The organism is Syntrophus aciditrophicus SB, assembly GCF_000013405.1.
GTDB classification, from domain to species: Bacteria; Desulfobacterota; Syntrophia; order Syntrophales; family Syntrophaceae; genus Syntrophus; species Syntrophus aciditrophicus.
Genome location: NC_007759.1, coordinates 938066 through 961362 on the forward strand (window position 1 = coordinate 938066; position 23297 = coordinate 961362).

A 23297-nucleotide genomic window follows, 5' to 3' on the forward strand; every position below is an offset into this window, starting at 1 on the left:
AATTCCCCTTTTCAGAAACCATATTTTTCCTTACGTTGGATGAAGGCCTCTTTCCCTCCCTCCAGAATGGCAGCAGCCTGAGAGCGGATCTCAGGTACGTCCACCGCACCCTGGAATTCATCAGGCATGTTGGCCTGGCCTTCGCTGGCTTGCAGCACCCCGATCCACTCTGCATCACCAAACACGGGGATGTTCGCGTTATGTGTTGCGAAGATAAACTGTCTCCCGAGCTTTGCAGAGCGGAGCTCAGTGACAATGCGTTCCGCAATGAATGCATTGTCGAGATTATCTTCCGGCTGATCGACGATCAGGGGATCCCGGTTTTCCAAGAGCAGCAAGTGCAACACGGCCGTGCATTGTTGCCCGGTCGAGAGTTTGGATATCGGACGATATTCTTCCTTGCCGATATGCGCGACATTTAACTCCAGCCGGATAATGTCTGGCAATACCATGGCTTCAATTTCAAGAAGTTTAGATTCCGAAAGTTTCGTCAAAGCCTCTGCCACACCGGCAGTCATCCCCCACCCGGCATTCTTAAGCGCTTCTGCGCCCTGCCTTATCGTCTGTGCGAGTCTGATGGGAGAGAACTCCTCTGCATCGTCAAGCCAGCGTAATCGCGCCTCACCCACACCTTCCAAGTTGCATTTCATGATAAAGTCTTTTAATTCTCTGCGGTTTGCTGCGTGATCGACAGATGGGCGGAGCTTTCCTTCCAACTTCTTACGCAGTATCTTTAATTCTACATCAATCTCTGCTGCGGCATTTGCAATAGCCTCTGAGAGATTGGCAAGTAGATTGTTCCGTTCCTTGCGAAGTTCGGTGACAAGCATTTGTCTGGTGTCGCGCTTTGTTTTTAAAGGTCGAATCCGTTCAATGTCTTTAAGCACTTGTTGGTATGCCGATCCGATTTCGCGGCCGGTACGGCCTTGAAAAGCAGGTATCTTGGCAAATTCCTGTTCCAGGGTGGCTTCTTCACCGGTAATCTTTGCTGACAAAGCGGTTATTTTTGCTTTGATTTCGGTATCGGAGACCTCCACTTTCTGCTTGGCATTGGCTATTAAAGTTTCAAGTTCAGAGTGCAGTGTTGTCAGATTACTTCTGAGTTTTCTGATTTCTTGTACATGGGGGAGACCTTTAACGACTTCTTCACCAAGGAAAGTTGCGTCGGGCAGCGCATCCTCCAAACTGACCAGTGCTTCCTGAACATTACGCTGCTCTTCCTCGATGCGCGCCGCCAATTGTCTCTCCTTCTCCAACTTTGGAACAATAGCGAGTTTTTCACCAAGGCCGATCGTTTGAAACTGTCTAGCCTGTTCCTCCAGTTTGGGGAGGCGTGCCACCTGGTCTTCGATCTCTGCAAGTTTACTCCGCGCATCGACCAGGCGCTTTGCATTTCCCCTGAGCTTGTCCTGGATTTCTATCCTACGCCGGTCGGTCGCGTCTTTGCTGGAGAGAAACCGCCGCAACAGGCTTGTCAATCCACCTTCGTCCTGCGCAATGTCAAAGATCTCGTTTTGACCAAAGATTTCGAGCCTGGGAAGCAGGTCGGCAGGCCGGAACGTCGAGGTGTTGCCCGATTCGTCGCGAACAATTGCGGCTTCACCATAGCGGCGGGAGATCGTGAATCTCCGTCCCTGCATGGTGAATGAACGGATGTCGATCTCAACACGTCCAGCCCCAAGATTCTGTTTTACAATCTCTCTATGGGTCCGTTTCGCCCGTTCGCTGATAGGTTCTTGCTCCATCGCATAGCGAATGCATTCCAAGAGAGTCGTCTTGCCGGTGCCGCGTCCGCCGATGATAGCGTTCAAGTGCCCAGACAACTGGATATCCACGCCCGGGAGATAGCCGCCGGTGAAGCGCACACGCTCCAGTTGAGAGAAGAAACGTTCCTGGCGGTCACTTAACAGCCGAACCCGAGATTCAGGGTCCAGAAAGGCCTGCCTGAAAGCATCAAAACAAGGCTCGGTCATACGTACCAGGCAACATGCTTGAGGTAACTGCAAATCCTTCGGTTCCGCGACATCCTTTGCGTTGATAATCCCTATCGGACGCTCTCGCTGGTAGTCCCGGTTCTTGTTGCGTAGTATGATTCGGTATGCGTTGCCTTCGTCATTTTTTAGGTCATCAAGCGAGCCGGGAACCTGTGCCGCAAGGAGAAGAGAATTTTTCCACACATGGTCGAGCTTCCGCTGGAGTACGCCACTCTTTTCTGTGCAATGCGCCGCATAGGCTATGCCGCCGAGCTGTTCGATTTCCCATAGGAGCTGTTCGGCGCTTAAGGACGAGGGATGAACGCCGTCGTCCGGGTCCGTCAGCTTAAGGCTGCCCAGGTATCGCTCAAGTTGCTGAATTGTGGTGTTTTCTGAAAACAGGCAGACGAAGTGAGCCTTTTCCGCTGATGCAATCTCAAATCCCGGAAAGACCACAATCCCGCCATTAACTAAAACCTGGCGAAGTCCATCCAGCGTGTCAACGCTCCCGTGGTCCGCAATACCCACAACGTGTATGTCTTCAGACTGGCATGTCTGGAGAATCTGATTGTTGTACTCTGATTCATCCAGTCCGTGGTCCCGGCCTCGATATTTCCTGGCGTAGTCCCATGGATTCACCTGTAGAGCGCATTTCCAGAATCGTGCATATCTGGCTTTACTCATATTGATTCTCCTATCCGATCCTCCGCAGTTTTTGCGTTAATTCTTCCTGCACTCAGATTAACTTTTCTTTCAGTTCCAAGCATTGGCTAATTCGGTAGCCTTAAACAAAGCCTTCATTTTTATGTCAGCGCCACTACCAAACCATATTCGGTCCAATCTCTGATCAGGCAGCTCTTCCTGCTGTGGTTCCTTGTAGTCTTCAAATCCTGTGATGGCGTTGTATGCTCCCCAGAGAGTGCCACAAACGCCTGGCAATTGAAGATCGTCACTATTCTCGAAGACTTCGTGCACATGCTTCCACCGAGCCGGTGTTTCGCCTTTCTTTTTTTGATTATCCGTACGTGGATAAACTGCTTCGAGATAGTCATTCAGTCGAGTTCCTGTCATCTGGATCTTGACCATCTTTCTGAATTGCTCTTCGGCTTTGAGGAAAATCTCCTGGGTGATTGACAGGAAATCCGCGAGTTCGTTAAGCTTGAATTGCATTTGCCTGCTATGCCGCACGCGATAAGCTTTTTGTCCATCGTCCATCGCCAACATCAGAGTGTTCTGGCAAACTACGCGAACCATTGTGAACTTTACAATCACCGAGCCTTCACCCGAGTGCGTGTTTGACAACAGCAGGTACTTGAAGCATTCATCTCCGCTGACGATTTTCATTGCGTCAGGCATCCTGGCCATTACCCATATCCGTTCCCCTTCACCCAGTGCACCTGCTGTCTCAAAATATGCCTTACGTTCTCCAACTATGAGATCAAAGAACCCGAAGGCCTCTATGTTCTGAAGAGGCTGATACCGCCGACTGACGACACCAAACAGCACCTCGGTTTCTTTTGTTCCTGGGCGGGGCACGCGCACGATTTCATAGCGAGAGAATTCTCCCTTACGATTGATTTTCCGTGCACCTCTGGCAGGTCGGAGTTCCACTTCCCAGTTCAACCCGGCAGCCCTGATCATCTCTTCAGCGGTCACTCCCTTCGGCACTTCCTTTCCAAGGCCATGCCAAGGCTTCTCACCATAATAGGCCATTGTCTGAACATTTGCTGGCATTACTTTTCTCCTTTTTCGCAGTCTCACGAGCGATTTGCTTAACCTTGTTGGTGTAGTGGCAGGCGTTCCAACGGTTTCCGTCGAAGGTTTCACCTCCTGAAAAGTCGACAGTCTTTTCATCCCATCCCCAAAACCATGGGTATTCGTCTTTTGGGCGCTGCGGCTCCTTGCCGCGATCCTTTGTCCATTTAATATTGGGCTTGTACCGGAGGATTCCCGCACCAGTCCGGCAACCGGGCAGGTCAGACGCCAGGAACGGGCGGATATTCAGTCTGACGCCGTCGTTGATATCCGGTTCCCACCCGATGGGTTGCTTTTGCAGCGGTTTCCAGCGAACAAAGATGTCAAGGGGCGGCTCGCCAGCCAGAATCGCCTCCAACCGCTTCTGAAGTTCCAGTGCCGCGGCCAGGCGGTCTTCTGCACCTTCTTCACCGCGCTTCACGCCGTCCTTCTGCCGGGTGATCCATTCACCGAGGTATGCGTACGTGAGGCTCTCCAGCAGCCGCCGGCCCTTACCGTCGCCTTCACATAGCTTGTGATAGTTGACCAGGGCATGAAAACCATCGCGCTTCCGCCCGTCCCAGATGTGCCACACGAACGGCCGATCGTGGAACAGTTTGCAGTGCTGCTCGAAAAAGCTGTTGCGGAGCCAGTCGTCGAGGTCAATCCCACCGGTCAGTTCGCGCATCTTTGCTTGCTCAATATTCGTCTCAGCCAGCAGCGCATTCAACCGTATGGCTGCAGGTTCCTCGCTATGAACAGATGGAATACAGACAATACCGTCTTCGTCCACAAATTTGGAGAGTTCCCTGCACCGCTTGACTAGCGCCCGAGTCTGTTCACTGAGACGCATCATGCAATCCAGTTCAGCTGGCCAGTGGTAACCCATTAGCCGTGCCACAGCAACTTGGAGTGTAGCGGTCGATTCTTCCGGCCAGCCGTGGAAAAGCCATTGGGTCGGGTCGTCGCTTTCGGGTTCCGGCAAGCCGTTGGGGAACTTATCAGCTGCAATCTTCTGCCAGTGGGCAAGGTCGAATGGCACGCGAAGAAGTGCACCGCGAACTTTCGACGACTGATCAATTTTCCGAACGAGCCTGTCGTATAATGCGTCGCTACAGAACGCCCATAGCGCGTCAAAATGATCAACTGATTTTGGGATTATAACGACAGTGTTGTCGTCAAATATCTCACCCGAATATAGTGTTGCCTTGAGTTCACCCATAGCACTGATAGCAACGCCACGTCGATCGCGGCAGTTTAATCCTCGCACCCATGACTTAACTCGGCTTGGCCCGACTTTTTCTCGAATAAATTGGTGCAACGATCCGCAACCACTTTCCCAAAGAAGGCATTGTTCTCGGCCACCATACGTAACTGACTCCTGCACGGTAGATAATTGCAAAGACCACTGGGTTAAAAAAGCGGGTACTTCCCAAAAGCACTTGCCGAATCTTGGGTAGTCGCCAGTTTGAATGCCATTGGAATACCATGCATATTCTTCGAGCAGCCTTTCCTTCGCCTTCTGCTCGCCTCGTAAGATGTACTTCGCGCTTACCAGGGCATCCTCCTGAGCGACAAGCACCTCTGCAATTACCTGTAGATTTTGCTGCTTCTCATCGGCATCCCCAGACGTGACGAGGTATTGACTGATGACGATCTTTTTCGTTGAATTCAGTTTATCCGCAATAACCAAACAGACTTTCACTTCCTCTCCGTTGATCCCGCGGAAGGCCCTCGCACCTAGTCGTGCAATCACGTAAAAGTTGTGCTCGCGGAAGAGCCGCTTTCGAAGGCGTGCATAGTAATCCTTGTAAAGGAAGCCTTGCGGCAGAACGACTGCAGATGATCCAGTCAATGAAAGCATGTCGTTCAACCTGCAGTAGAATACTGTTGCAAGGTCGGTTTTCGCATCAGGGTAGTTTTTTTCCGCATATTCCAGTAATGTCCGATCGAGATCATCTGCTTGCCGATATGGAACGTTCGTTATGACAAGGGTGTATTTACCGGTCAACAGGTTGGCTGCTTTGGCCATGCCGGCGGCAGCGACGGCTTGTTCATGGGTTTCGTCGTCGACTTCCTCTGCTTTGAGAACGGCTGCCAGATAAGGCTGGATCATCTCGTAGTCGGCAGTAAAAACGTCTGCCTTGAGCTGCTTGGGATTAATGAGCGACCCCAATATCGGTGCCTGCGAGAAGAGGCGATGCAGATTCAGTAAGCCATTCTTGATGCGATCGTCTTCAGTGGCTTGAGTGGGCATGCCCGATTGCTCGGCCAGTTTCACCCATTGTTCTTCCGTTGCTTGCTGTCTGATTCCAGTACAGGCAATGTGGAGTGGTGGCAGTAGTCGGTAGCCGCCGCCGCCAGGATATGTCCAGGCGGCCAGAGCTAGGGCGAAAGCGGCGATCTGACAGCAGCGCTCATCGATCTCCAGCCCGTGGAGGTTGTCACGGAGCACCGCCTCGACGGCATTATTTGCAGACAAACCCTCTTCGTCCATGCGGATCGGTACGAGGTGGCGAAGCAACGCAACCAGGAAATGTCCGGATCCGCAGCAGGGATCAAGGGCTTTGATATCCTTGGCGGCCTTCGGCCAGCCTTCAAAGGTTCCGGCGGCAGGTCGCCATGGACCTCCGTTTTCGTCCTGTCCACGGACAAAACGCAGATAGTCCCATGTCAACCCGGGCAAGGCAAGCTTGGCGCGGAGTTCGTCTTCTGTCCCTGCGCTGGCGGCGCCTTCGGCTTTGAGCCTCTTGCCGGCCCACCAGGCTCCCAGGGTGTTGTGGATTAGAAATTCCACCATATATGGTTCGGTAAAGAGCTGCGTTACCGCGGAGATTTCGTCTGCCCCGATCTTCACTTCGGAACGATTAATCTCCCCTTTCTTCTTGCTCTGCCAGAACTGGTAGACCCACCCCAACCCGTCGGAGGCGGTGAAAACTTCCCAAGGCAACGACGCCAGGAGTTTCTCCAGCTTGAGGATGTGCTCAGTGGCGAACGACACTTGAAGGAGCGGATCATCTGGCCGGAAGATTTGCGGTAGCATCTTCTGTGCACACCGGGAGGCGAAGACCCACATGTCCACACCTTCATCCCTAGCCAGTTCCCCTGCCTCGTCCAAACTGATGGCCATGTTCTCTTCCGGTTCGATCAAGAGGTTGTTCTCAGCCAGGAAGCGGGCAAAGAGCATGCGATGCCAGTGCTCATAGGCGCAATCGCCGGTTAGATGGTAGATAGCATGGTCTTTCCCACTTCTATCAGGTTTGTGAAGCTTGCGATCCCCGAGTTGTCGCGCCCGGGCACGGAGATGATTGCGTAACTCACGCTGTACCGGATTCATGTGCGGATACGGCTCGTGGTGATGAACGGCCAGGGTTTCGAGGGCCGCGCGAGCAGCAGTCTCAGCAGCGTCCCGCGCCTCAATAACAACGCGCTCCAATTTGTTCCGTAGTTCACTGGATAGAGTTGCCATTATTTTCCATCCTTCACAATCTTCTCTAGTGAGTCGGCGAACCTGACGAACTCATCACTGACCTTGCGAAGGTCTGCAACCAACTCATTGTATAGAGGATAGAGCTGCTGAATTTCCTGAGGTGACTTGGCCTTGTTGTCATCACTTGCAACTGCAGAGTCATACCATCGCCTGAACTTCGCCTGCCACTTTGTGAGGTGTGGCCGAAGCCCTTCATTGAGTGCCCTCATCAACAGGGCAACGAGATTGCGCGTGTCCTCGCAGTCTTGAAGCCTGTCGGCTGGGATGCTCTTGGCGAGGTCGCGCAGAACACCAAATAGCTGATACCAAGAGTTGTAGACCTCTACAATAACATCAAGTCCTTCCTCAAAGGGCAGGCCGACCTTGCGACTCTTAATCTCGACCCATGCTTGATGGGCAACACGCCTAGTTTCGGTGTCGAGGCAGATGTCCCACTCAACGCCCTTGAAGGTAAGTTTGACAGCCTTTGTTCGGTAACCTTTGAGCCAGTTGTTTCGAATCCACGGTAGAAGCCACCAGACGACAATCCCGACGATGACCGCGACCAAGAGCCACAACACTCCGACCCGCATCTCGATACCCCATCCATTCCAGTCCAAAAGACTTAAGTCGGTAGGACCTACGGCCTGTCCTATCGGTGACGCAGAAACGGTCGGCAATAACATTGTGGCTTGGAAAATCAAATAAGTCATGGGCGACTCCTCTCCATTCGTGGTGCAGAATTGGAGATGTTGCGAGTCTGCCGAGCTTTATCTTTTGACGCGTCAATCGCTGTCCGTAACGTTAGAGGGTCTTCCGTCCACTCAATCCAGTGAGCGAACCCGCTTATAATATTGGCATGAAGGCGATCGGGCACAATGATCTGCCCGGCTGAATTTCTTGTCGCCGTGGGCAGAGCAATCCCAAGGAGAGCATGCTCCTTGTTAAGTGTCATGTGAATTTCCCAATCGATCCATCGACGTTTCCAAGTTTCAGCCCCACACAAGACAATAGTGATTGAACTGCCGGTGATGTGCTGCTCACGTATAACCTGCTGTTGATAGGTAACGCTATCGCTGCCGATTTGACGCTCAATTGACGTATCAGTAATTATTTCATAGCCATTTGCGAAAAGCTTCGTGAACTTGTCATAATACGCTTGGTCGCCATTATGGTGGTAGCTTACAAATACTCTGTGTTTCACCGCCATTAGGGGGCGAATGCCAAGAGGGTGTTGACCGAATCCGTAGTCACCAAAACTATTCATCGCATCTCTCCTTATCGCTGACCAAGAGCGTTCTTCAGGCTTGCTTGGAACCGGTCAACGTAGCTCGCCTGCATTGGGGCCGATGCTCGCTTCTCCAATACCTGTTCAGTCAAAACTCTATTCTGTTCCTTGTAGAGTCGAGCAAAGGTATCTACTGCCGCCTCTCCCCGGAGCCGTGGCCATTCAAGCAGGTACTCCGGGAGGGACGCATCAACTAGATTAGTCATTGTGGTAATTGCCCGCGGAGACTGCCTGGCAACGCCAATCTCAAACGGCACCCACCACGAGCCTTGTGTATTCTGAGAGACGATAGCAAGCAAGTTGGTACATGTATTAATCCGTTGCACAAGCAGAGCCGTTATTGCCGCTGTTCCTTGCGCTTGCCGAACTTCCTGGTCGATGTCGTCAATGAACACTGTGATGCCGTGACGATAGCGCAAGCGATAAGCGACTTCCTTAGCTATCGTATCGTCTGCGGTTCTATGCGAAATGAATACGGGCATAATTTTCTCCTTTCGAACAGTTCAGGAAATAACTACGGGACCGCTTGTTAACTTTGCCAGCAGGTCCTTCTCTGTACCAGCCAACCAAGCCTTTACTTCCTGTTCCGTTGTGAGTGTGCTGCTAGTCAAGTGGACGCGTTGAGTCTTTGGCTCCAACAGTTTTGCCGCCGCCATGGCGGCGCGGGCGAACTGTTGGGGCAATGCATCAGTCTTGGTCTTCCATGATGGAAGCGCTGTCTGCTCCAGTGACCGGATCAGGTCTCCTTCATTGCCTACGGAAAGCAGTGGCAGTCCATCAATACCTTCATCGGCAAGGATTTGTTTCTGCTGTTCGGCCTTTAGTTTTTTCCAGTTGTCGCTGCCAGTCAAAGCGGCCATCTGTTCGTTGTAAATTTTCTCATACTCGGCATAGGCTCCGGTGACAGTGGTACGGAGCGCATCAACGGCCGCCTTGCGGATCTCCGGCACGGGATCGCTGGTGTCGAGCAGCCGGCGTTCGGACTTCACCGCGTCGGCCTGCCTGCGGATTTCTTCGGTTCCAGGGATGGCCTCGGCATGCTTGAGGAGCGTGCAGAGAGTAACCCAGGCGGGTTTGCGCTTGTTGGCAAGGTCAGCCAGCTTACTCCAGTCCCCAGCCTGTTGCCCGAGCGTATCGTGCTGCTTGAGGATTCCGGCCAATTGTTCGATACCGCCGAAGCCGCGGAGGGTATCCAGATGGACCGTCGCCGGCCGGACTGGCATGGGTGGATCGCCGCCGGCACACTCGGCCAGTTCTGACAGGCGAGCCAGAAATACCGGGGCCTTGGCGGTTTCTTCGTTGGGTTTGCAGTCAACGCCCGCCGTCTGGAACAGCTTGCGAAGTTTGATCTTTTCTTTGGCGTTGATCGTGGCTGTCTCCGCCCGGAAGTCGGTCACGGGAATCTTTGCCTGATCAAGCTGACCCTGTGAGAGGGTCATGCCCTTGTGGGTGGCGCGGATGTGACCGGTGGCGTGCAGGACGATGAGCGCGGCATCCACAGCATCACGAGGCCAGCCATAGGGACTGGCCCCGAAGGCATCACGGACTTCCTTTCCACGTTTACCCGAACCGACCTCAGCGAGCACTGCCGCACAGACCAGATGCTTTTCAGGAGCGTCGGTCCAGTCCACGGCCGACAGGGCCGCCTCGTCACCGTTCTTGGCGCGGCTGATGACGTTGGTCCAGCGGTCGTCATCGGCATCCTTGAAGCTGGGGAAAAGTCGGTCGAGCGATGCCTGTGCAGCGGCTTCGACCTTGGCCACGAGATTTAATTCGAACCGTTCGCCACCCCCACCCTGGAAGACTTTCGCACGGTCAATCAAGTCGTGTAAAATCTGGTTGCGGGAAGTTTCAGCCGCAGCCATGCGAGTAGCCATGGCGTCACGGGCCTCGCAGCCTTCAGGAGAGGTGGGCGTACCTTTGAACTCCAGCGTGGACTTGGCTGCATCGTATTCGACGATGGCCTTTTGCAGATCATCAGCGCTGGCTTTGGGAATGTAAACGTAGACGATCGCGCTGTCACTGCCGGCGGCGCGAGCATCGTTGACGACAGTGCTTTCCTTCTCTCCCCAGCCATCGCGGACCCATATGGGAATTTCGGTCCTGCCGGTCAGCGGCGTTTCGCTGCCGAAGTGGACCAGCAGCTTCCGATGTTCTTTGTACTTGCCCTGTACGAGCTTGATGCCCTTGAGAGCCTCACCGCAAGCGGCGCTGATGAGCGTGCCGCGCTTGATCGGCAGGGAAGTCGGGTCGCTGTTCAGCCTTGTCTGGCGGTTGCGGAACTCCCGATCCCATTCACTGCTCTCGCGGGTCTGGAGGCTGTATTCGCCATCAATCTCAATAAGCAGCGCTCCCTTGTCCTGCATGGCTTTCCTTAGCCAGGTCGGCCGCTCGGACTCCGGCGGCGGGTCGGTCAGGAGTTTCAGTATGCGCGGAATGTTCTTGCGGAGTTCCGTCCCGTCGTTGGCCAGATTGGACACCATGAGGTCTGCCAGCATCTCTGGTGTCGCGCGGACGCCTATATCGGCCACCGCTTCGAGCGGAAGCTTGCGGATCAAAAAGATCAGGCCACAAAGCCGCTGGGCGAGCCGGCCATCATCAGAGCCGTGGTCAAGGTTGCGGATCGTCTCGTCGATTTCACGGAGCAGGATGCCAGTCTTGCGTAGGTCGGGACTGATCTGCTCATAGATGAAGTCCGCGGGAACCACGGTACCCAGGTTTTCCTCTGCTGACTGCCGAACGGCCTCGTGAACAATTTTAAGTTGCGTGCGAAGCTGACTGGCCGTACCAGGTACGTCCACCGCGCGAAGCACATGTTCCCAGAAGCGTCGACGGACTGGCAGTAGTGGGTAATCATCGACAATGATGTCTCGGTCTTCAGCACAGGCGGCGATGCGCGTGCCGGCGAGCTGGCGGTTGATTTCACCGGCATGGGCGTTGACCATTTCTTCAATGGCCTTCTTTTTGTCCACTTTCTTCGCCAACACGACACGACGGGTAACTGTTTCCACATCGGCGTCGGAGAGTTCCACCGGCATGGTAAACCGACCGTTGAGTCGTTGAAGCAACGGGACAGACCCTGCCAGGGCGGTTTGGCCCGCGCCAATCAGTAACACTCGACTGTATAGTTGCTTGCAAAGGGCTTCGGCAACTTCCTGTACATCTGTTGATCGGCCCGGATCGTTGCCAATGAAAAGCTGGATTTCATCCAGCACGATCACGGTGCAGGGGATTTGTCCATCGACGGAAAGTACCTCGCGGACCAGCCGTATGAATTCGTTAGTCGAGATGTCTTCGACCACGGGAAACTGCGCCCGCAGGGCCGCGCGCGCCTGCTTCAGGTCAGCGGCGAAATCGGGGTCGATATCGAGAACGGCCTTGGCCAGGATAGGGCTGACATAAAGATCATGGAGTTCGCTGTAAAATTCCTTGCCGGCAGATTCAACTGCGGCCTTAACCTGGTCTATGATGCCATTCTTCTGGAGCCACATGCAGAATTGCGCCTGGGGAAGCACCTCAGGCAATCCCCTGGATACCAGCACGATGCTCAGGACCGCCAGTCGGACGCTCTCGCCACCGCCGGAAGGGAGCGTTCCTGACGCGGCATGCAAGCCGCCATTCCGCTTGCCCAACGTGTCGAGTTCACGAAGAAGATCCTGCACCTCCTGCGGGAGGCTCACCAGTCCGCGGGCGGTTGCGCCATCAGTGAAGAGCGTATCCACCCACAAATGGCGGAACATCTTCAAGAGGTGGGATTTCCCGCTGCCATAGAAGCCGCTCACCCAGGCCGCCGGTTGTGTCGTCGAACTGACGTTGCCGAGGTAGGACTCAAGTATGCGGATCAAACCGTCCTCGTACTGGCCCTCGCACACAAAATGTGTGAGTTCATAACGGAGCGTCTCGATTTCCTTGGCGCTTGCTGTCTCGCGCACGGCAGCAACGCCATCATTCAGGAGCTTAGCTAAGGCAGGATCGCGTTGAAAGAGTTCTCTGTTTTTCATCAGTCGTTTACCCCATTATGAAGCGTGATAGGTACGGCCAGGTAGTTCCAGCCATCCCTTGCGTCCAGTAATCTGTATTTGTTTTCTTCGTATTCACCGGGGAAGAACACCAACAGTCTGCCCCGGATGTCCTTGACCACTTCCTTGAGAACCAGCGAAACACGGGTGAAGCCGAAGAGGCACCCGACGCCTTGGACAGCAACCACGGTATCTTCGTCAGTCCCTTCGGCCGTAAGTATTTCACGGATTCTGCCAGCGGCGTCCTGAACGAAGTCGCTCCGTAGCTTCATCGCCAAAGCTTCCGGGTCTTCGAAGTATGCCTCGCGATAGTCAGTGTTCGCCATCCACCCTGCGAACGTGTCGCCTATGTCCAGCAGGCGCCAGCCGTGACCAGTCGAGGTAGTCGCCATCTCGAATAGTTCCAGCCGCGCCCGTAACTTCCGTTCATCTGTTTTCGGATACACAACGAAAATTGCCTTCTGGTCACCGGCGAGGTTGCGCTGCCATGGTGCACCGATATGGCCACGGTATCGCGTTGCCAGTTCTTCGATTCTTCCCATTTTTCTTTATCGCCTTTCGTCGAGGGGCAGAAGCCGTGAGAATCCTAACTCGACAATGCCGCCCGATTGACTCATGTCCAGGAAGCCCAATCTCCGGGCATCCATGGCAAGGTGCATGAGTGTACTTGGCGGCGTGTCGAGCGCTTGTGCCCAAGGCGTCTCAAAGAGTTTCGCTCCGCGTGTTCCCGTAAGATAGCCGAGCAGAAGGGCATATGCAGTGGTGATTGCCGTTGGAGCAATGCTCTGGCGAACCTTATGGCTTCTCCCCTTCAGATGTCCGGTTTGCGTCCACGAGGAAGCGGCATTACGTACAATTTTATTGAGCGTCCCCTCATTAAAACGGCCGCCCGCTGCCTGGTTCAGTGCGTCCGTCATCGGCTGCCGCGCGAACTCTTCGCCAGGATGCATACATAATACACTGGCAGCAGTTGCCCGGAGCAATGGGTCTCGAGCAAGGGCAAGCAACAAAGGAAGGATCGCCTGTCCAGAACGATCTGCATACCAAAAGTAACGCATAAGCTGGAACAACAGTACCTTTGGATCAAGTGCATACAACTCAGAGAGACGTTGTAAGGACAATTTCCGGGTTGAGGCTGTGCGTTTGCCGAGGCAATTATCCTCAATAATGACTGATACATAATCATCACGCGTTGCATCTGGCCGCGAATAGTTCAATAACGCTCGAAGCTCATCGAGCATGATTGTGCGGCTTGTATGAGTGCCCTTATTGCCCCATCGAAAACCCGTAGAGCGAAATCGTATTTCTTCTGCTTCTGTTTTTGGCTGTAGCCAATCTATGGGTTGAATTGTTTTCATGTAATCTTAATTATCATATTGCCGGCAAATTTGCCGGCGTAATTTTTAAATTTTCATTTGGTAATGAATCTGAAGAATTGGACGGCGGAGATAAGAAAGTTGCCGCTATTGAGAATTTGATATTCCCTGAAGGCGCGCTCCTGAATGGCCAGGGGCAGCTCACCGTATTTCCCTTTCAGGATGGTGATAATGTTCGGATCCAAACCGAAGGCTTCAAAGAGATCGATGCGCATGGGACGTAATGCTTTCTTTTTATTATGATCGATCCGTCGATCTTAAGGGCGGAAAATCACAAGTTCAAGGCCCAGGCGACAAAGGGGAGTCGTATGATGTTTCGAATACCAGCTTCCCAGTCGCAGTGTCAGTAGGCGAAAACGATAACGTGATGATATTCGCGCCGCTAAATACCATTATTTTCAGTCAACTATCAAGAATTCATCTGTGGGCAAAAAGTTGTCCGTCGTGTCAGCATGGCATAGGCGATACGAATCAATTTATGTGCAGTGGCCAATACCGCCATTTTATAGGGCAAGCCTTCAGTCCTTCGTTTAAGGTAATAAGCCTTAAAAATATCGTTATATTGAATCACTTTGGTTGTCATCATCCATATGATTCTCCTCAGATGACGATTTCCACGTTTCGTGATCCTGCCTTTACCTTCATGTTGACCTGACTGGTAAACAGCCGGGTCCAATCCTGCCATGGCAATGATTTTCCCAGAATATTCGTAATGATTAACATCGCCACCCATCTCAATGAGAAAATTTACAGCGCTTTTGTCCCCGATACCTTTTATGGAAGTAAGAATGTTGATATCGTCTTCCATCTGCTTTCGACTCATCTCAATCAATATGCCGGTTATCTCCTCCAGTGCCTCTTCAAGGTGAAGGAGCAGAGTCACGTTTTGCTTGAGAATGATTTCCTTGGCTGAACTTTTGGTACCGACCGACGAATGTGCGGCCTTGATCAGCTTCACAGCAAACGCCTCTCTTTTATGCCCATAGGAATCTGCGATCAGCATCTGAGATAATTGACCAAGGTTTGCATTTCCAAGAGCAATGGCAGAAGGGTATTTCTGTACAAGCTTCAGTATGGACTTCGTAAAGACGGAAGTCATATGCTCCAGCTCCGGAAAAGTGATATTCAGGAGCCTCTTGATATTGATCTTCAATGCGGTCATCTCGTCAATCAAACCTTCCCGCTGACGCGAGAGATCACGAAGATCGGAAATCAAAGATGAATCGACCCGTTGGATCAGAGTGTTCCCATTCGCAAGAAGAAACTGGGCAATGACCACAGCATCCTTCTTGTCGGTTTTGGTCTTCCTGAGCTGCATCTTGACATAATTGGAAATCAGCAAAGGATTGATGATAACGACCTGGTATCCCTCAGAAACCAGATAAGAGAAAAGATTGACATGATAGGAAGCCGTGGACTCCATCCCGATTAAAACGGATGAGACCGAAACAACCACCAGATGTTCCTTCAGCTTCTCAAAACCATTCCGGTCCATGGCCGCTGAAAACTGAAATAGCTTTTTCTCGTCCCTTCCAATCCCGTAGACATCAAATTTATCTTTTGAAATATCGATACCGAAAAAAGCATCAACGCTACCCTTTAATCCGGGCATCACATCACCTCCCGACAAAAGAAAGATAAAGCAGGAAATTTAGCCTCTAAACCAATCCTCCAGCGTGACAAGGATTCTATGATCCAACCAACCTATTATGATTCATAGAGGCTTGGGACATACTGAAATGAGGGCTCTGTCGCCCAGGAAGTAATGAGTCCTCCTGCCTTCCCATGAATATTATTGCCATCCCTGTAGTCAATTAAATAATATTCTATAAGAATTCATGGTAGGAGGATATTACAAAGGTTAAATATAGTAAATATGGCATAACCGGTCATAAACAGGGCATCGCAGGCGATTCCGCGATGCCCTGTTCTACGCGACTCTAATTTCTTCTATGACTGTAATTCGAGATTTCTATCCGACAGTTCAGAAAGAGATATTATCGAGGCAGGATTGCTGTTCCTGCTTCTCCACCCACCCCTTTATATCGTTCAGCATCGACACCCGAAAATCCTCCGGCTCCAGAATCACGAAATGGGGAATCCAGGACTTGAGGATATCGCGGATGGCCTCATAGTTACCCACACGGAACGTCACAACCAGGGACCCGTCCGGCCTTTCTTCTTTGATTTCCTGTGTCGGATACATTTTGCGGCGTTTGAAATAATCGCTGACCCGGGCATCGATGTGCACGGTAATCTCGATATTCGCGTCCTCCGTAAACCAGATATTCGCACTCTGTCGGAGGACATCATCAAGGTCGCTCGGGATCGCCGTGAAGCACTGTCTGGACGATTTGAAATTCTCTATCTTGTCGAGGGCATATCGCTTGAGAATGCCGGTGGAGGGTTCGTTGCCGATGAGATACCAGAAGCCGCTGAAGTAGACCACCCGGTAAGGCTCGAGGTTCACGGCATGAGAGCCATGGGGAGCGGCATACTGAAAGCTGACGGTTCTTTTCTTCAGGATGGCCTGGAGTATCCGGTTCAGAAGGGCGCTGTCCAGGGGGACGGCATCGTCGATCTTGACAAAAACCGGCATGGACTTCACGCAATCATACAGATGATCCAGGATGTTGCCCGCCGCTGTCTGAAAAGGCCTGCCTAACTGCCCCACGATGTTCTTCAGGGCCACGACCAGGGCCAGCTCCGTGTCGTCGAAGACCTCCAGGTTCCTGACCAGATCCTTGTGAAGTTGATAGATTCCTTTCCGGATTTCATGGAGGGGGAAGCCGGACTTTTTCAGAAGCAGCAGGTCCCGCTGGATCGTGCGTGGGGTGGTCTGAAATTGTCGGCTAAGCCAGGTGCTGGAGACCTTCTCTTTTTCCATGAAGATTCGGAGGATCTGACCCAGCCGAACAATGCGCGCTTTTCCATCAGCCTTTTCCGTCATTTTTTCACCTTCAATAGGAAAAATCGTGCGACTCACCCTTGTCGTATGACCATAGAATCATGCGGTAACGGGGATTATAATGTCAATCAAAAAGAGGGAAGGAGAGAGAGAATGAACACAATTATGAAAGAGTACATGGAAAAGATATCCTTCGGCGACATGCAGGTCCACGATCATGTAGCCGTCATTCCTTTGATGATGACCAATGGCATCGGGCCGGAGTATTTCACACTGAAGGAGGCGCTGGCGAGCGATCTCCTCACCATTTCGGAACTTACCGAAGGCGGGCACGTTCCGGAATTGAAAGTCCAAAACCGTGCAGAAAAACCTGTCCTGATCATTGATGGGGAAGAGTTGAGCGGGGCCAAACAGAACCGGGTCCTGAACACAACCATCCTGCTCAAGGAGCAGTCCGAAACCGTCATTCCCGTGAGCTGCACCGAGCAGGGACGATGGTCTTACCGGTCTGCCCATTTCGAAGAGTCGGGCCATATCATGTCGGCCAAACTGCGGCGGGTGAAAAACAGGTCGGTTATGGAATCACTGAAATTTTGCCGCGGGTTTCAATCGGATCAGGGTGCTGTCTGGGAAGAAATACAGGCACAGTCGGAAAAAGCCAGGGTTTCATCGCCGACCCATGCCATGAAGGATATTCATGAGGCCCGAGAGAACGATCTGGATGCCTATCTTGAATACTTCACAATGGTTCCGGACCAGAAGGGGCTCATCGTCATCGTCAATGGGGATGTGGCGGGTCTCGATATGGTTTCTCAGGCTGATACCTTCAAGGTCCTCTATTCCAAGCTCATCAAGAGCTATATCATGGATGCCATTCTGGAAAGGCCGGCGAAAGGCAAGGCGCCCGGCTTGGACAAGGCAAAGGCATTCCTGGATGAGATAATAACGGCTGGCGAGCAGACTTACGATTCCGTGGGATATGGCCGTGACTTCCGTTACGAGGGGAAGAAACTGGTCGGCTCTGCTCTGGTCCACGAAGATGCAGTCATCCACATGGCCTTCTTCAGGACGACGCAGGCGGAAAAGTCGGGCTTTATGGCAGGGACATCCCGACGCAGGAATTTCCGGCAGTGAGCCTATGGGCGTGAATGAAATAGTGTGGTGTCGGCATGAAAAAGATTTGTGACCAGTGCTATCGGGAATATTTTGAGGAAGATGATCCGATCAGTCCAGCGGACGAACTTGGGCGCATTTTTCTCGAAAGCATAGAAGATACCCGAAACGCCAAAAACATTTGCCCCGAATGCCGGGAGAGACTCGGAATTCTGTTTCTCCTGGGATTCGGGGAATAGGCGTCATGCGCTATGTGCACAATACGGAACTGCAAAAAGTTTGGCAGACCGTCATGTCTCTTTAAGGGAAGACAAATAAGGAGGCGTTATTATGAAAAAAAAGGATATTAAAGAAGCCTTCAGGAGGGCGGCATCCAATATGATCGTGGATCTTTACGATTTCAGTGGATGTAAATGCTTTGATCATTGCAAGCATCTCCAGGAGAACATAGGACCCGATGGATGGTGTGCGGCGTTTCCTGATGGACCTGTACCGGATGACATATTCATGGGTGAATTTGATCATTCGAAAAGACATCCCGATCAGAAGAATGACATTGTTTATGAGAGAGAAACAAATGATGACATCAAATGAAATGCAGGAAAAATTAATGATGGAAAATTGGAATTACTGGATCGTTATGGGTCATTGCTGCGATCCCAAAGCACACTGGCTATTTCCGGAGATGGCCTCTCAAATTGCCATGGTTCTTTCATGGGAGAAAGGGGAATAAAGCAGAATGGATATGCCTTTGGATAAACTGACCCGTTATCGTGGCTGCCTTCTCGGACTGGCCGTGGGTGACGCCCTGGGAACAACCCTGGAATTTAAACCGCCGGGAAGTTTCAAACCCATCACCGACATGGTCGGCGGCGGTCCTTTCGATTTGCAGCCTGGTCAATGGACGGACGATACCTCCATGGCCCTCTGTCTGGCTGAAAGCCTGATAAAATGTCGGGGATTCGACCCGAAAGATCAAATGGAGCGGTACGTCCGCTGGTGGAAGAAGGGTTGTCTGAGCAGCACCGGGTCATGCTTTGATATCGGAAACACGACGAGAACGGCACTCTCCAACTTTTTGAGAACGGGGAATCCCATCAGTGGTCCGACCGATTCCCACAGCGCAGGGAACGGCTCCCTTATGCGCCTGGCCCCTGTGCCGATGTTCTATGCCGGCAATCCCGGGGAAGCCATCGAGAAGTCGGGTGAAAGTTCCAGGACAACACATGGCGCAACGGCTGCCGTAGATGCCTGCCGGTATTTTGGGGCATTGATTGTCGGGGCACTGAACGGCGAGGACAAAGAAACCATCCTGTCCGATCATTATTGCCCAAGCCCCGGCTATTGGCAGGAAAAAGTTCTTGCTTCTGAGATTGCAGAAATCGCAGCCGGCTCATTCAAACACAAGAACCCTCCGGAAATCAAAGGAACAGGTTATGTCGTCCAATCCCTGGAAGCGGCCCTCTGGGCCTTTTACAACAGCAGTTCCTTTGAAGAAGGTTGCCTTCTTGCCGTCAATCTCGGTGATGACGCGGATACCACAGGGGCGATTTATGGGCAGTTGGCGGGAGCTTTTTATGGTGCCAATAGGATCAAAGGCGCCTGGAAAAATCAACTCGCTTGTAGGGCGAAGATCGTATTCATGGCTGAACACCTTATTTGAAAAAATATAGATTTTTATGAAAGTCCTACATTGCACAGGGCAGATGGACGTTACGAAAATTTTAGTCAAACTATTTTTTTCAGCTCAACGACAACTAAAATTACCATTGCGTAGATTATCATCTGGAGATAACTATTATGGCCATGAAGGAAAAATGTTATTCCACGGAAGATGAAACCCTTGCCACCATGCTGAATCTGGATGCGAGATCTTTCCCATGGACAACGGCTAATGGACAAAGTTCGAGGCGTACCGGGTGAATCCGGAGCAGCAAATTCCTCATGGCGTCCGGTACTCCCTGACGTTGCACGACCGTTATAATCGTCGGATTCTGGGTTTCGACAACGCCCATGCCATACGACCGACAAGGAAAGGCTACGGAGGCAGGAAGATCACGTGGGATCACAAGCACAAATGCGACAAGATATCGCCTTATGAGTACGAATCGTCGAGCCAGTTGCTGCAGGATTTCTGGGAGGAGGTCGAGCGGATCATGGGCAAGGAATGAGAGGAAAAGAAATGGATCAGAAAGTTCTTCACATCGGCATCATATCCCGTGAGGACTATAAAAAGCGAACCCTGGCGATCGCCCGGGGAGAATACCGGCCGCAGCCCGATGAACCCAAGATCTGGTTTGAATCGCTGCAATCGATGGCTCAGGTCCTCAGCAACGAGAACCTGTTGCTGCTCAGAACCATTCTGGAGCGGAAACCGGAATCGCTGAAGGAACTGGAAGCGGCGACGGGACGGAGCAGCAGCAATCTTTCCCGTACTCTCAGAACGATGGCCCGGTACGGCATCGTGAAAATGGAGAGGGTGCGCCGGAAGATCAGACCCGTTGTCGAAGCAACCGATTTCACTGTGCAATTCAGCATGTATGCAGACGCCCACAGGGAAGACGGTAGGGATGCTGCACGGATCTAAACGAGAGGAAAGATAGAAAGGCAACCCTGATATTGTCGGGTTGCCTTTCTATTGCATCAGAAGGAGATATTGTCGTTATCTTTCAGAAGGGCTGTTATTTCCCTCCTTGGCCACGATATCTTTAAATTGATTGATCTGAACGGATCCATCCGGGAATTTCGCGATGATTTCCAGATCTCCTCCCATCGCATGAATGAAATTTCTCAAGGTACTGATATACATATCAGTCCTTTGTTCCATCTTGGAAACGGCCGCCTGCTTAACGGACAACATCTTCGCCAGCTGCTCCTGGCTTAAATTTCTTGCCCGGCGCAGCTCCTGCAAGGGCATTGCCGCAAGCAGAGCCTTTGTCTTTCCCGCCGCTTTTTTACGGGCCTCGGGTTTCATCTTTTCCCTCAGCGTAGAGTAAGGTTCGCTCATGATATGCTCCCTTGTTCATCTTTTAATGTCTGTAAATGGTTCTCATAGATCTTTTCGGCGATAGGGACATGTCGTACCAGCGACGTTCTTCTGTCTTCTTGCCTCCAATGAGAAGAATGGCGGTTCTGCGCGGATCAAAGATGTAAAGGATTCGATGTGGTTTTCCTTCGTGTTGAATTCGCAGTTCCCTCATTGAACCATATTTGGCGCCTTTAACATCCGCAGAATAGGGATAAGGTAGATGCGGTCCTTTTTCTTCCAACAAACCGACTCTACAGCGTCGATTTCGATCTGTTCGTCTTCATTCAGACAGACCCTCCATGCCTCAAATTCGTCCGTATATTCAACGTCCCATGCCATGGAAGGAATATAAAACCTCTACGGAATATTTGGTCAATGAAATTTATAGAGCTTCTGAGCGAATACCGGGACAATATCGTGCTCATTGGCGGCTGGGTGCCGGAACTCCTGATACCCTATGAACCAGGGTCCCATGTGGGAAGCATGGATATCAATCTCGCCCTGAATCATGAGAAAATCCAGAAAGAACGTTACAAATTGATCATGGAATTGCTGGCTTTCGGCGCAGCCCTGACCATCGAAGAATATCTTAAGCATCCTTTATTAGCGTCTCACGGACGTTATGCGTTTCAGGAACTTTCTTAATCTGAGCAAGAAGGCTTGTTTTTTCGATTCCCGTTCGGTAATATATGGAGGCATGAAAACATGCATTTCTTTAATTATTCCCAACCGGGAATATATTTCTTGACGATTCCTCTATAAACGATTATTATTCCCGAAAGGGAATGACGGAGAAAAGAATATTGAAAAACAAAGCAGCGACGGCGGCGGATATTGGCGTCGCTATCAGAAAAAAGCGCAAGGAAGACGGTTTGACCCTGGCTGATGCAGCAGCCTTATGCGGTGTCGGGTACAGATTCATGTCCGATCTGGAAAACGGCAAAGCGACGGCGCAGGTTGGGAAGGTTCTGCAGGTTCTGACGGCGCTGGGGCTCGATGTTTACATCGAATCAAGGAGCTGGCCGAATGAATAAAGAGGTCGGCATGGATAATCCTGGTCTGGATGTCTATCTCCGGGATCAAAAAATCGGACGGCTCTGGCTGGATGATAAAAGACGCTTTGTGTTTCAATATGACAGCGAATGGACACATCAGAAGGGTGCCGTTCCCTTGTCGCTGCACCTCCCTTTGAGAGAGGAGATATACCCTGATGATCTTGCCCGCCCTTTTTTTTCCAATCTCCTGCCGGAGGCTGAAGTCAAACGGGCTATTGCCCAACGCCTGAGAATTTCTGAAAGTAATGACTTTGCCCTGTTGAACAGTATCGGCGGGGAGTGCGCGGGGGCGGTATCCGTACTGCCCGCGGGCGTCGCTCCCGCCATGAAACCGGGCTATCGGGAACTCAGCGAGGAAGAACTGCACCGGATTATCATCGAGCTTCCCCGAAGGCCGCTGCTTGCCGGTGTAGAAGGAATGAGACTTTCGCTGGCCGGGGCGCAGAACAAGTTGCCTGTTTACATGGAAGACCACCGCATCTTCATCGCCACGGGAAATGCACCGAGCAGCCATATCCTGAAACCGCCGATCAGGGATCTGGAGGATACGGTGGGGAATGAAGCATTCTGCATGATACTCGCGCAGAGACTGGGGTTGCAGGTTCCGGTGGTTACGATCCGCCGGGGTCTTGATCGGATTTTCATCATTGCGCGTTATGACCGCAGCCGAGACACGGATGGCCACATCGTGCGTCTGCACCAGGAAGACTTCTGCCAGGCCCTGGGGTTTCTCCCCGAACAGAAATACGAAAATGAAGGCGGCCCGTCTTTAAAACAGTGTTTTACCCTGCTGCAGGAAAAAAGCATTCGTCCCGCCGCCGATCGCATGGCCCTTTTGCGATGGACGATCTTTAATTTACTGATCGGCAATGACGACGCTCATGCTAAGAATCTGGCCATGATTTTTACGGACCGGGGGCCGCGACTCGCGCCTTTTTACGATCTGATCTGCACTCAGGTCTATCCGGATTTGACGGAAAAACAAGCCATGAGGATAGGCGGTGAGAACCGGCCGTCCTGGATTCTGCAGAAACACTGGGACAGATTCAGCGAATCAACCGCGATCAAGCCAAATCTTGTTTTGAAGACGTTAAAAGAAATGTCTGCCGCCATTGCCCTAGCGGCGCAAACACTATCGAGCGAGTTCATAAAAAAATACGGAACGTGCACGATTATTGAGGAGATACTGGCTGTCATTGAGAAAAGGGCAGAGTCCGTCTGAAAAGATCACTTTGCATGCACGCACCGAAGCGATTTTTTGTCATCCTTGACCTTAAGCGTCACCTGATTGATCATATTCCCGTATACAATCAGTATGACGAGTAACAGCCTGA

General features: G+C 51.8%; 24 protein-coding genes and 1 pseudogene. 12 read left to right on the forward strand and 13 right to left on the reverse strand.

The features are described from left to right. Positions 1-11: 11 nt before the first annotated feature. From SYN_RS04275 to SYN_RS16005, 9 genes are all read right to left on the reverse strand, one after another. Positions 12-2657, reverse strand: coding sequence for a TrlF family AAA-like ATPase (locus SYN_RS04275; RefSeq protein ID WP_011416813.1), 2646 nt, complete (start codon positions 2655-2657; stop codon positions 12-14). 69 nt (positions 2658-2726) lie between these two features. Then, the gene (locus SYN_RS04280) at positions 2727-3707 is read right to left on the reverse strand and encodes a DUF932 domain-containing protein (RefSeq protein ID WP_041584703.1); all 981 of its coding nucleotides are present in this window, start codon (positions 3705-3707) and stop codon (positions 2727-2729) included. After that, complete coding sequence (locus SYN_RS04285; protein WP_011416814.1) at positions 3670-7176, reverse strand: Eco57I restriction-modification methylase domain-containing protein; 3507 nt, start codon at positions 7174-7176, stop codon at positions 3670-3672. Before SYN_RS04285 ends, SYN_RS04280 begins: the two co-directional genes overlap by 38 nt. Then, positions 7176-7889: a hypothetical protein gene (locus SYN_RS15110; RefSeq protein ID WP_011416815.1), complete on the reverse strand. Its 714-nt coding sequence runs from the start codon at positions 7887-7889 to the stop codon at positions 7176-7178. Before SYN_RS15110 ends, SYN_RS04285 begins: the two co-directional genes overlap by 1 nt. After that, a complete protein-coding gene (locus SYN_RS04295; protein ID WP_011416816.1) occupies positions 7886-8443 on the reverse strand; it encodes a TIR domain-containing protein in 558 nt (185 codons plus the stop codon). Before SYN_RS04295 ends, SYN_RS15110 begins: the two co-directional genes overlap by 4 nt. Before the next feature lie 11 nt (positions 8444-8454). Further along, complete coding sequence (locus SYN_RS04300; protein WP_011416817.1) at positions 8455-8946, reverse strand: toll/interleukin-1 receptor domain-containing protein; 492 nt, start codon at positions 8944-8946, stop codon at positions 8455-8457. Between the two features lie 21 nt (positions 8947-8967). Further along, on the reverse strand, positions 8968-12465 hold the full coding sequence (gene brxC, locus SYN_RS04305; protein ID WP_011416818.1) for a BREX system P-loop protein BrxC: 3498 nt from the start codon (positions 12463-12465) through the stop codon (positions 8968-8970). Then, positions 12465-13025: a BREX protein BrxB domain-containing protein gene (locus SYN_RS04310; RefSeq protein WP_011416819.1), complete on the reverse strand. Its 561-nt coding sequence runs from the start codon at positions 13023-13025 to the stop codon at positions 12465-12467. The genes brxC and SYN_RS04310 overlap by 1 nt, the downstream gene beginning before the upstream one ends. A gap of 6 nt (positions 13026-13031) precedes the next feature. Further along, positions 13032-13400, reverse strand: coding sequence for a hypothetical protein (locus SYN_RS16005; protein ID WP_148202480.1), 369 nt, complete (start codon positions 13398-13400; stop codon positions 13032-13034). Positions 13401-13804: 404 nt separating this feature from the next. On the opposite strand from SYN_RS16005, the gene SYN_RS16010 reads away from it, so the two are divergent. Further along, positions 13805-14083, forward strand: a complete 279-nt coding sequence (locus SYN_RS16010; protein ID WP_011416821.1) for a hypothetical protein — start codon at positions 13805-13807, stop codon at positions 14081-14083. A 185-nt stretch (positions 14084-14268) separates the two neighbouring features. Here the strand turns inward: SYN_RS16010 and SYN_RS04325 are convergent, their stop codons facing one another. Together SYN_RS04325 and SYN_RS04330 are read right to left on the reverse strand one after the other, a co-directional pair. Next, the gene (locus SYN_RS04325; protein WP_041584705.1) at positions 14269-15471 is read right to left on the reverse strand and encodes an IS110 family transposase; all 1203 of its coding nucleotides are present in this window, start codon (positions 15469-15471) and stop codon (positions 14269-14271) included. Between the two features lie 372 nt (positions 15472-15843). Further along, complete coding sequence (locus tag SYN_RS04330; RefSeq protein ID WP_011416823.1) at positions 15844-16809, reverse strand: helix-turn-helix transcriptional regulator; 966 nt, start codon at positions 16807-16809, stop codon at positions 15844-15846. 111 nt (positions 16810-16920) lie between these two features. Between SYN_RS04330 and SYN_RS04335 the strand changes: the two genes are divergently transcribed. The 8 genes from SYN_RS04335 (at position 16921) to SYN_RS04360 (ending at position 20467) form a co-directional block, all read left to right on the forward strand. Then, positions 16921-17901 carry an ARPP-1 family domain-containing protein gene (locus SYN_RS04335; protein ID WP_041584706.1) on the forward strand — a complete coding sequence of 327 codons (981 nt, stop codon included), beginning with the start codon at positions 16921-16923 and terminating at the stop codon, positions 17899-17901. Positions 17902-17936: 35 nt separating this feature from the next. Then, a complete protein-coding gene (locus tag SYN_RS04340) occupies positions 17937-18119 on the forward strand; it encodes a hypothetical protein (RefSeq protein ID WP_011416825.1) in 183 nt (60 codons plus the stop codon). Positions 18120-18210: 91 nt separating this feature from the next. Continuing rightward, the gene (locus tag SYN_RS04345; protein ID WP_011416826.1) at positions 18211-18474 is read left to right on the forward strand and encodes a hypothetical protein; all 264 of its coding nucleotides are present in this window, start codon (positions 18211-18213) and stop codon (positions 18472-18474) included. 16 nt (positions 18475-18490) lie between these two features. Then, positions 18491-18613: a hypothetical protein gene (locus SYN_RS16740; protein WP_258165156.1), complete on the forward strand. Its 123-nt coding sequence runs from the start codon at positions 18491-18493 to the stop codon at positions 18611-18613. An 18-nt stretch (positions 18614-18631) separates the two neighbouring features. Then, entirely contained in the window at positions 18632-19543 is a 912-nt protein-coding gene (locus SYN_RS04350; protein WP_148202626.1) for an ADP-ribosylglycohydrolase family protein, read from the forward strand. Positions 19544-19680: 137 nt separating this feature from the next. After that, on the forward strand, positions 19681-19803 hold the full coding sequence (locus SYN_RS16745) for a hypothetical protein (protein WP_258165157.1): 123 nt from the start codon (positions 19681-19683) through the stop codon (positions 19801-19803). Beyond that, on the forward strand, positions 19800-20051 hold the full coding sequence (locus tag SYN_RS04355) for a toxin-antitoxin system TumE family protein (RefSeq protein WP_011416829.1): 252 nt from the start codon (positions 19800-19802) through the stop codon (positions 20049-20051). The genes SYN_RS16745 and SYN_RS04355 overlap by 4 nt, the downstream gene beginning before the upstream one ends. Positions 20052-20062: 11 nt before the next feature. Further along, on the forward strand, positions 20063-20467 hold the full coding sequence (locus SYN_RS04360; protein ID WP_049750027.1) for a winged helix DNA-binding protein: 405 nt from the start codon (positions 20063-20065) through the stop codon (positions 20465-20467). A 75-nt stretch (positions 20468-20542) separates the two neighbouring features. On the opposite strand, the gene SYN_RS04365 is transcribed toward SYN_RS04360, so the two are convergent. Then, complete coding sequence (locus SYN_RS04365; protein WP_011416831.1) at positions 20543-20887, reverse strand: XRE family transcriptional regulator; 345 nt, start codon at positions 20885-20887, stop codon at positions 20543-20545. Then, positions 20884-21247: pseudogene (locus SYN_RS16995) on the reverse strand (type II toxin-antitoxin system RelE/ParE family toxin). The gene SYN_RS04365 and the pseudogene SYN_RS16995 overlap by 4 nt, the downstream one beginning before the upstream one ends. 36 nt (positions 21248-21283) lie before the next feature. Here SYN_RS16995 and SYN_RS04375 point away from each other — a divergent pair. The 3 genes from SYN_RS04375 (at position 21284) to SYN_RS04385 (ending at position 23185) form a co-directional block, all read left to right on the forward strand. Beyond that, a complete protein-coding gene (locus SYN_RS04375; RefSeq protein ID WP_011416834.1) occupies positions 21284-21553 on the forward strand; it encodes a hypothetical protein in 270 nt (89 codons plus the stop codon). 158 nt (positions 21554-21711) lie between these two features. After that, the gene (locus tag SYN_RS04380; protein ID WP_202943587.1) at positions 21712-21942 is read left to right on the forward strand and encodes a helix-turn-helix transcriptional regulator; all 231 of its coding nucleotides are present in this window, start codon (positions 21712-21714) and stop codon (positions 21940-21942) included. Further along, a complete protein-coding gene (locus tag SYN_RS04385) occupies positions 21935-23185 on the forward strand; it encodes a type II toxin-antitoxin system HipA family toxin (RefSeq protein ID WP_041584707.1) in 1251 nt (416 codons plus the stop codon). Before SYN_RS04380 ends, SYN_RS04385 begins: the two co-directional genes overlap by 8 nt. Positions 23186-23297: the final 112 nt, after the last annotated feature.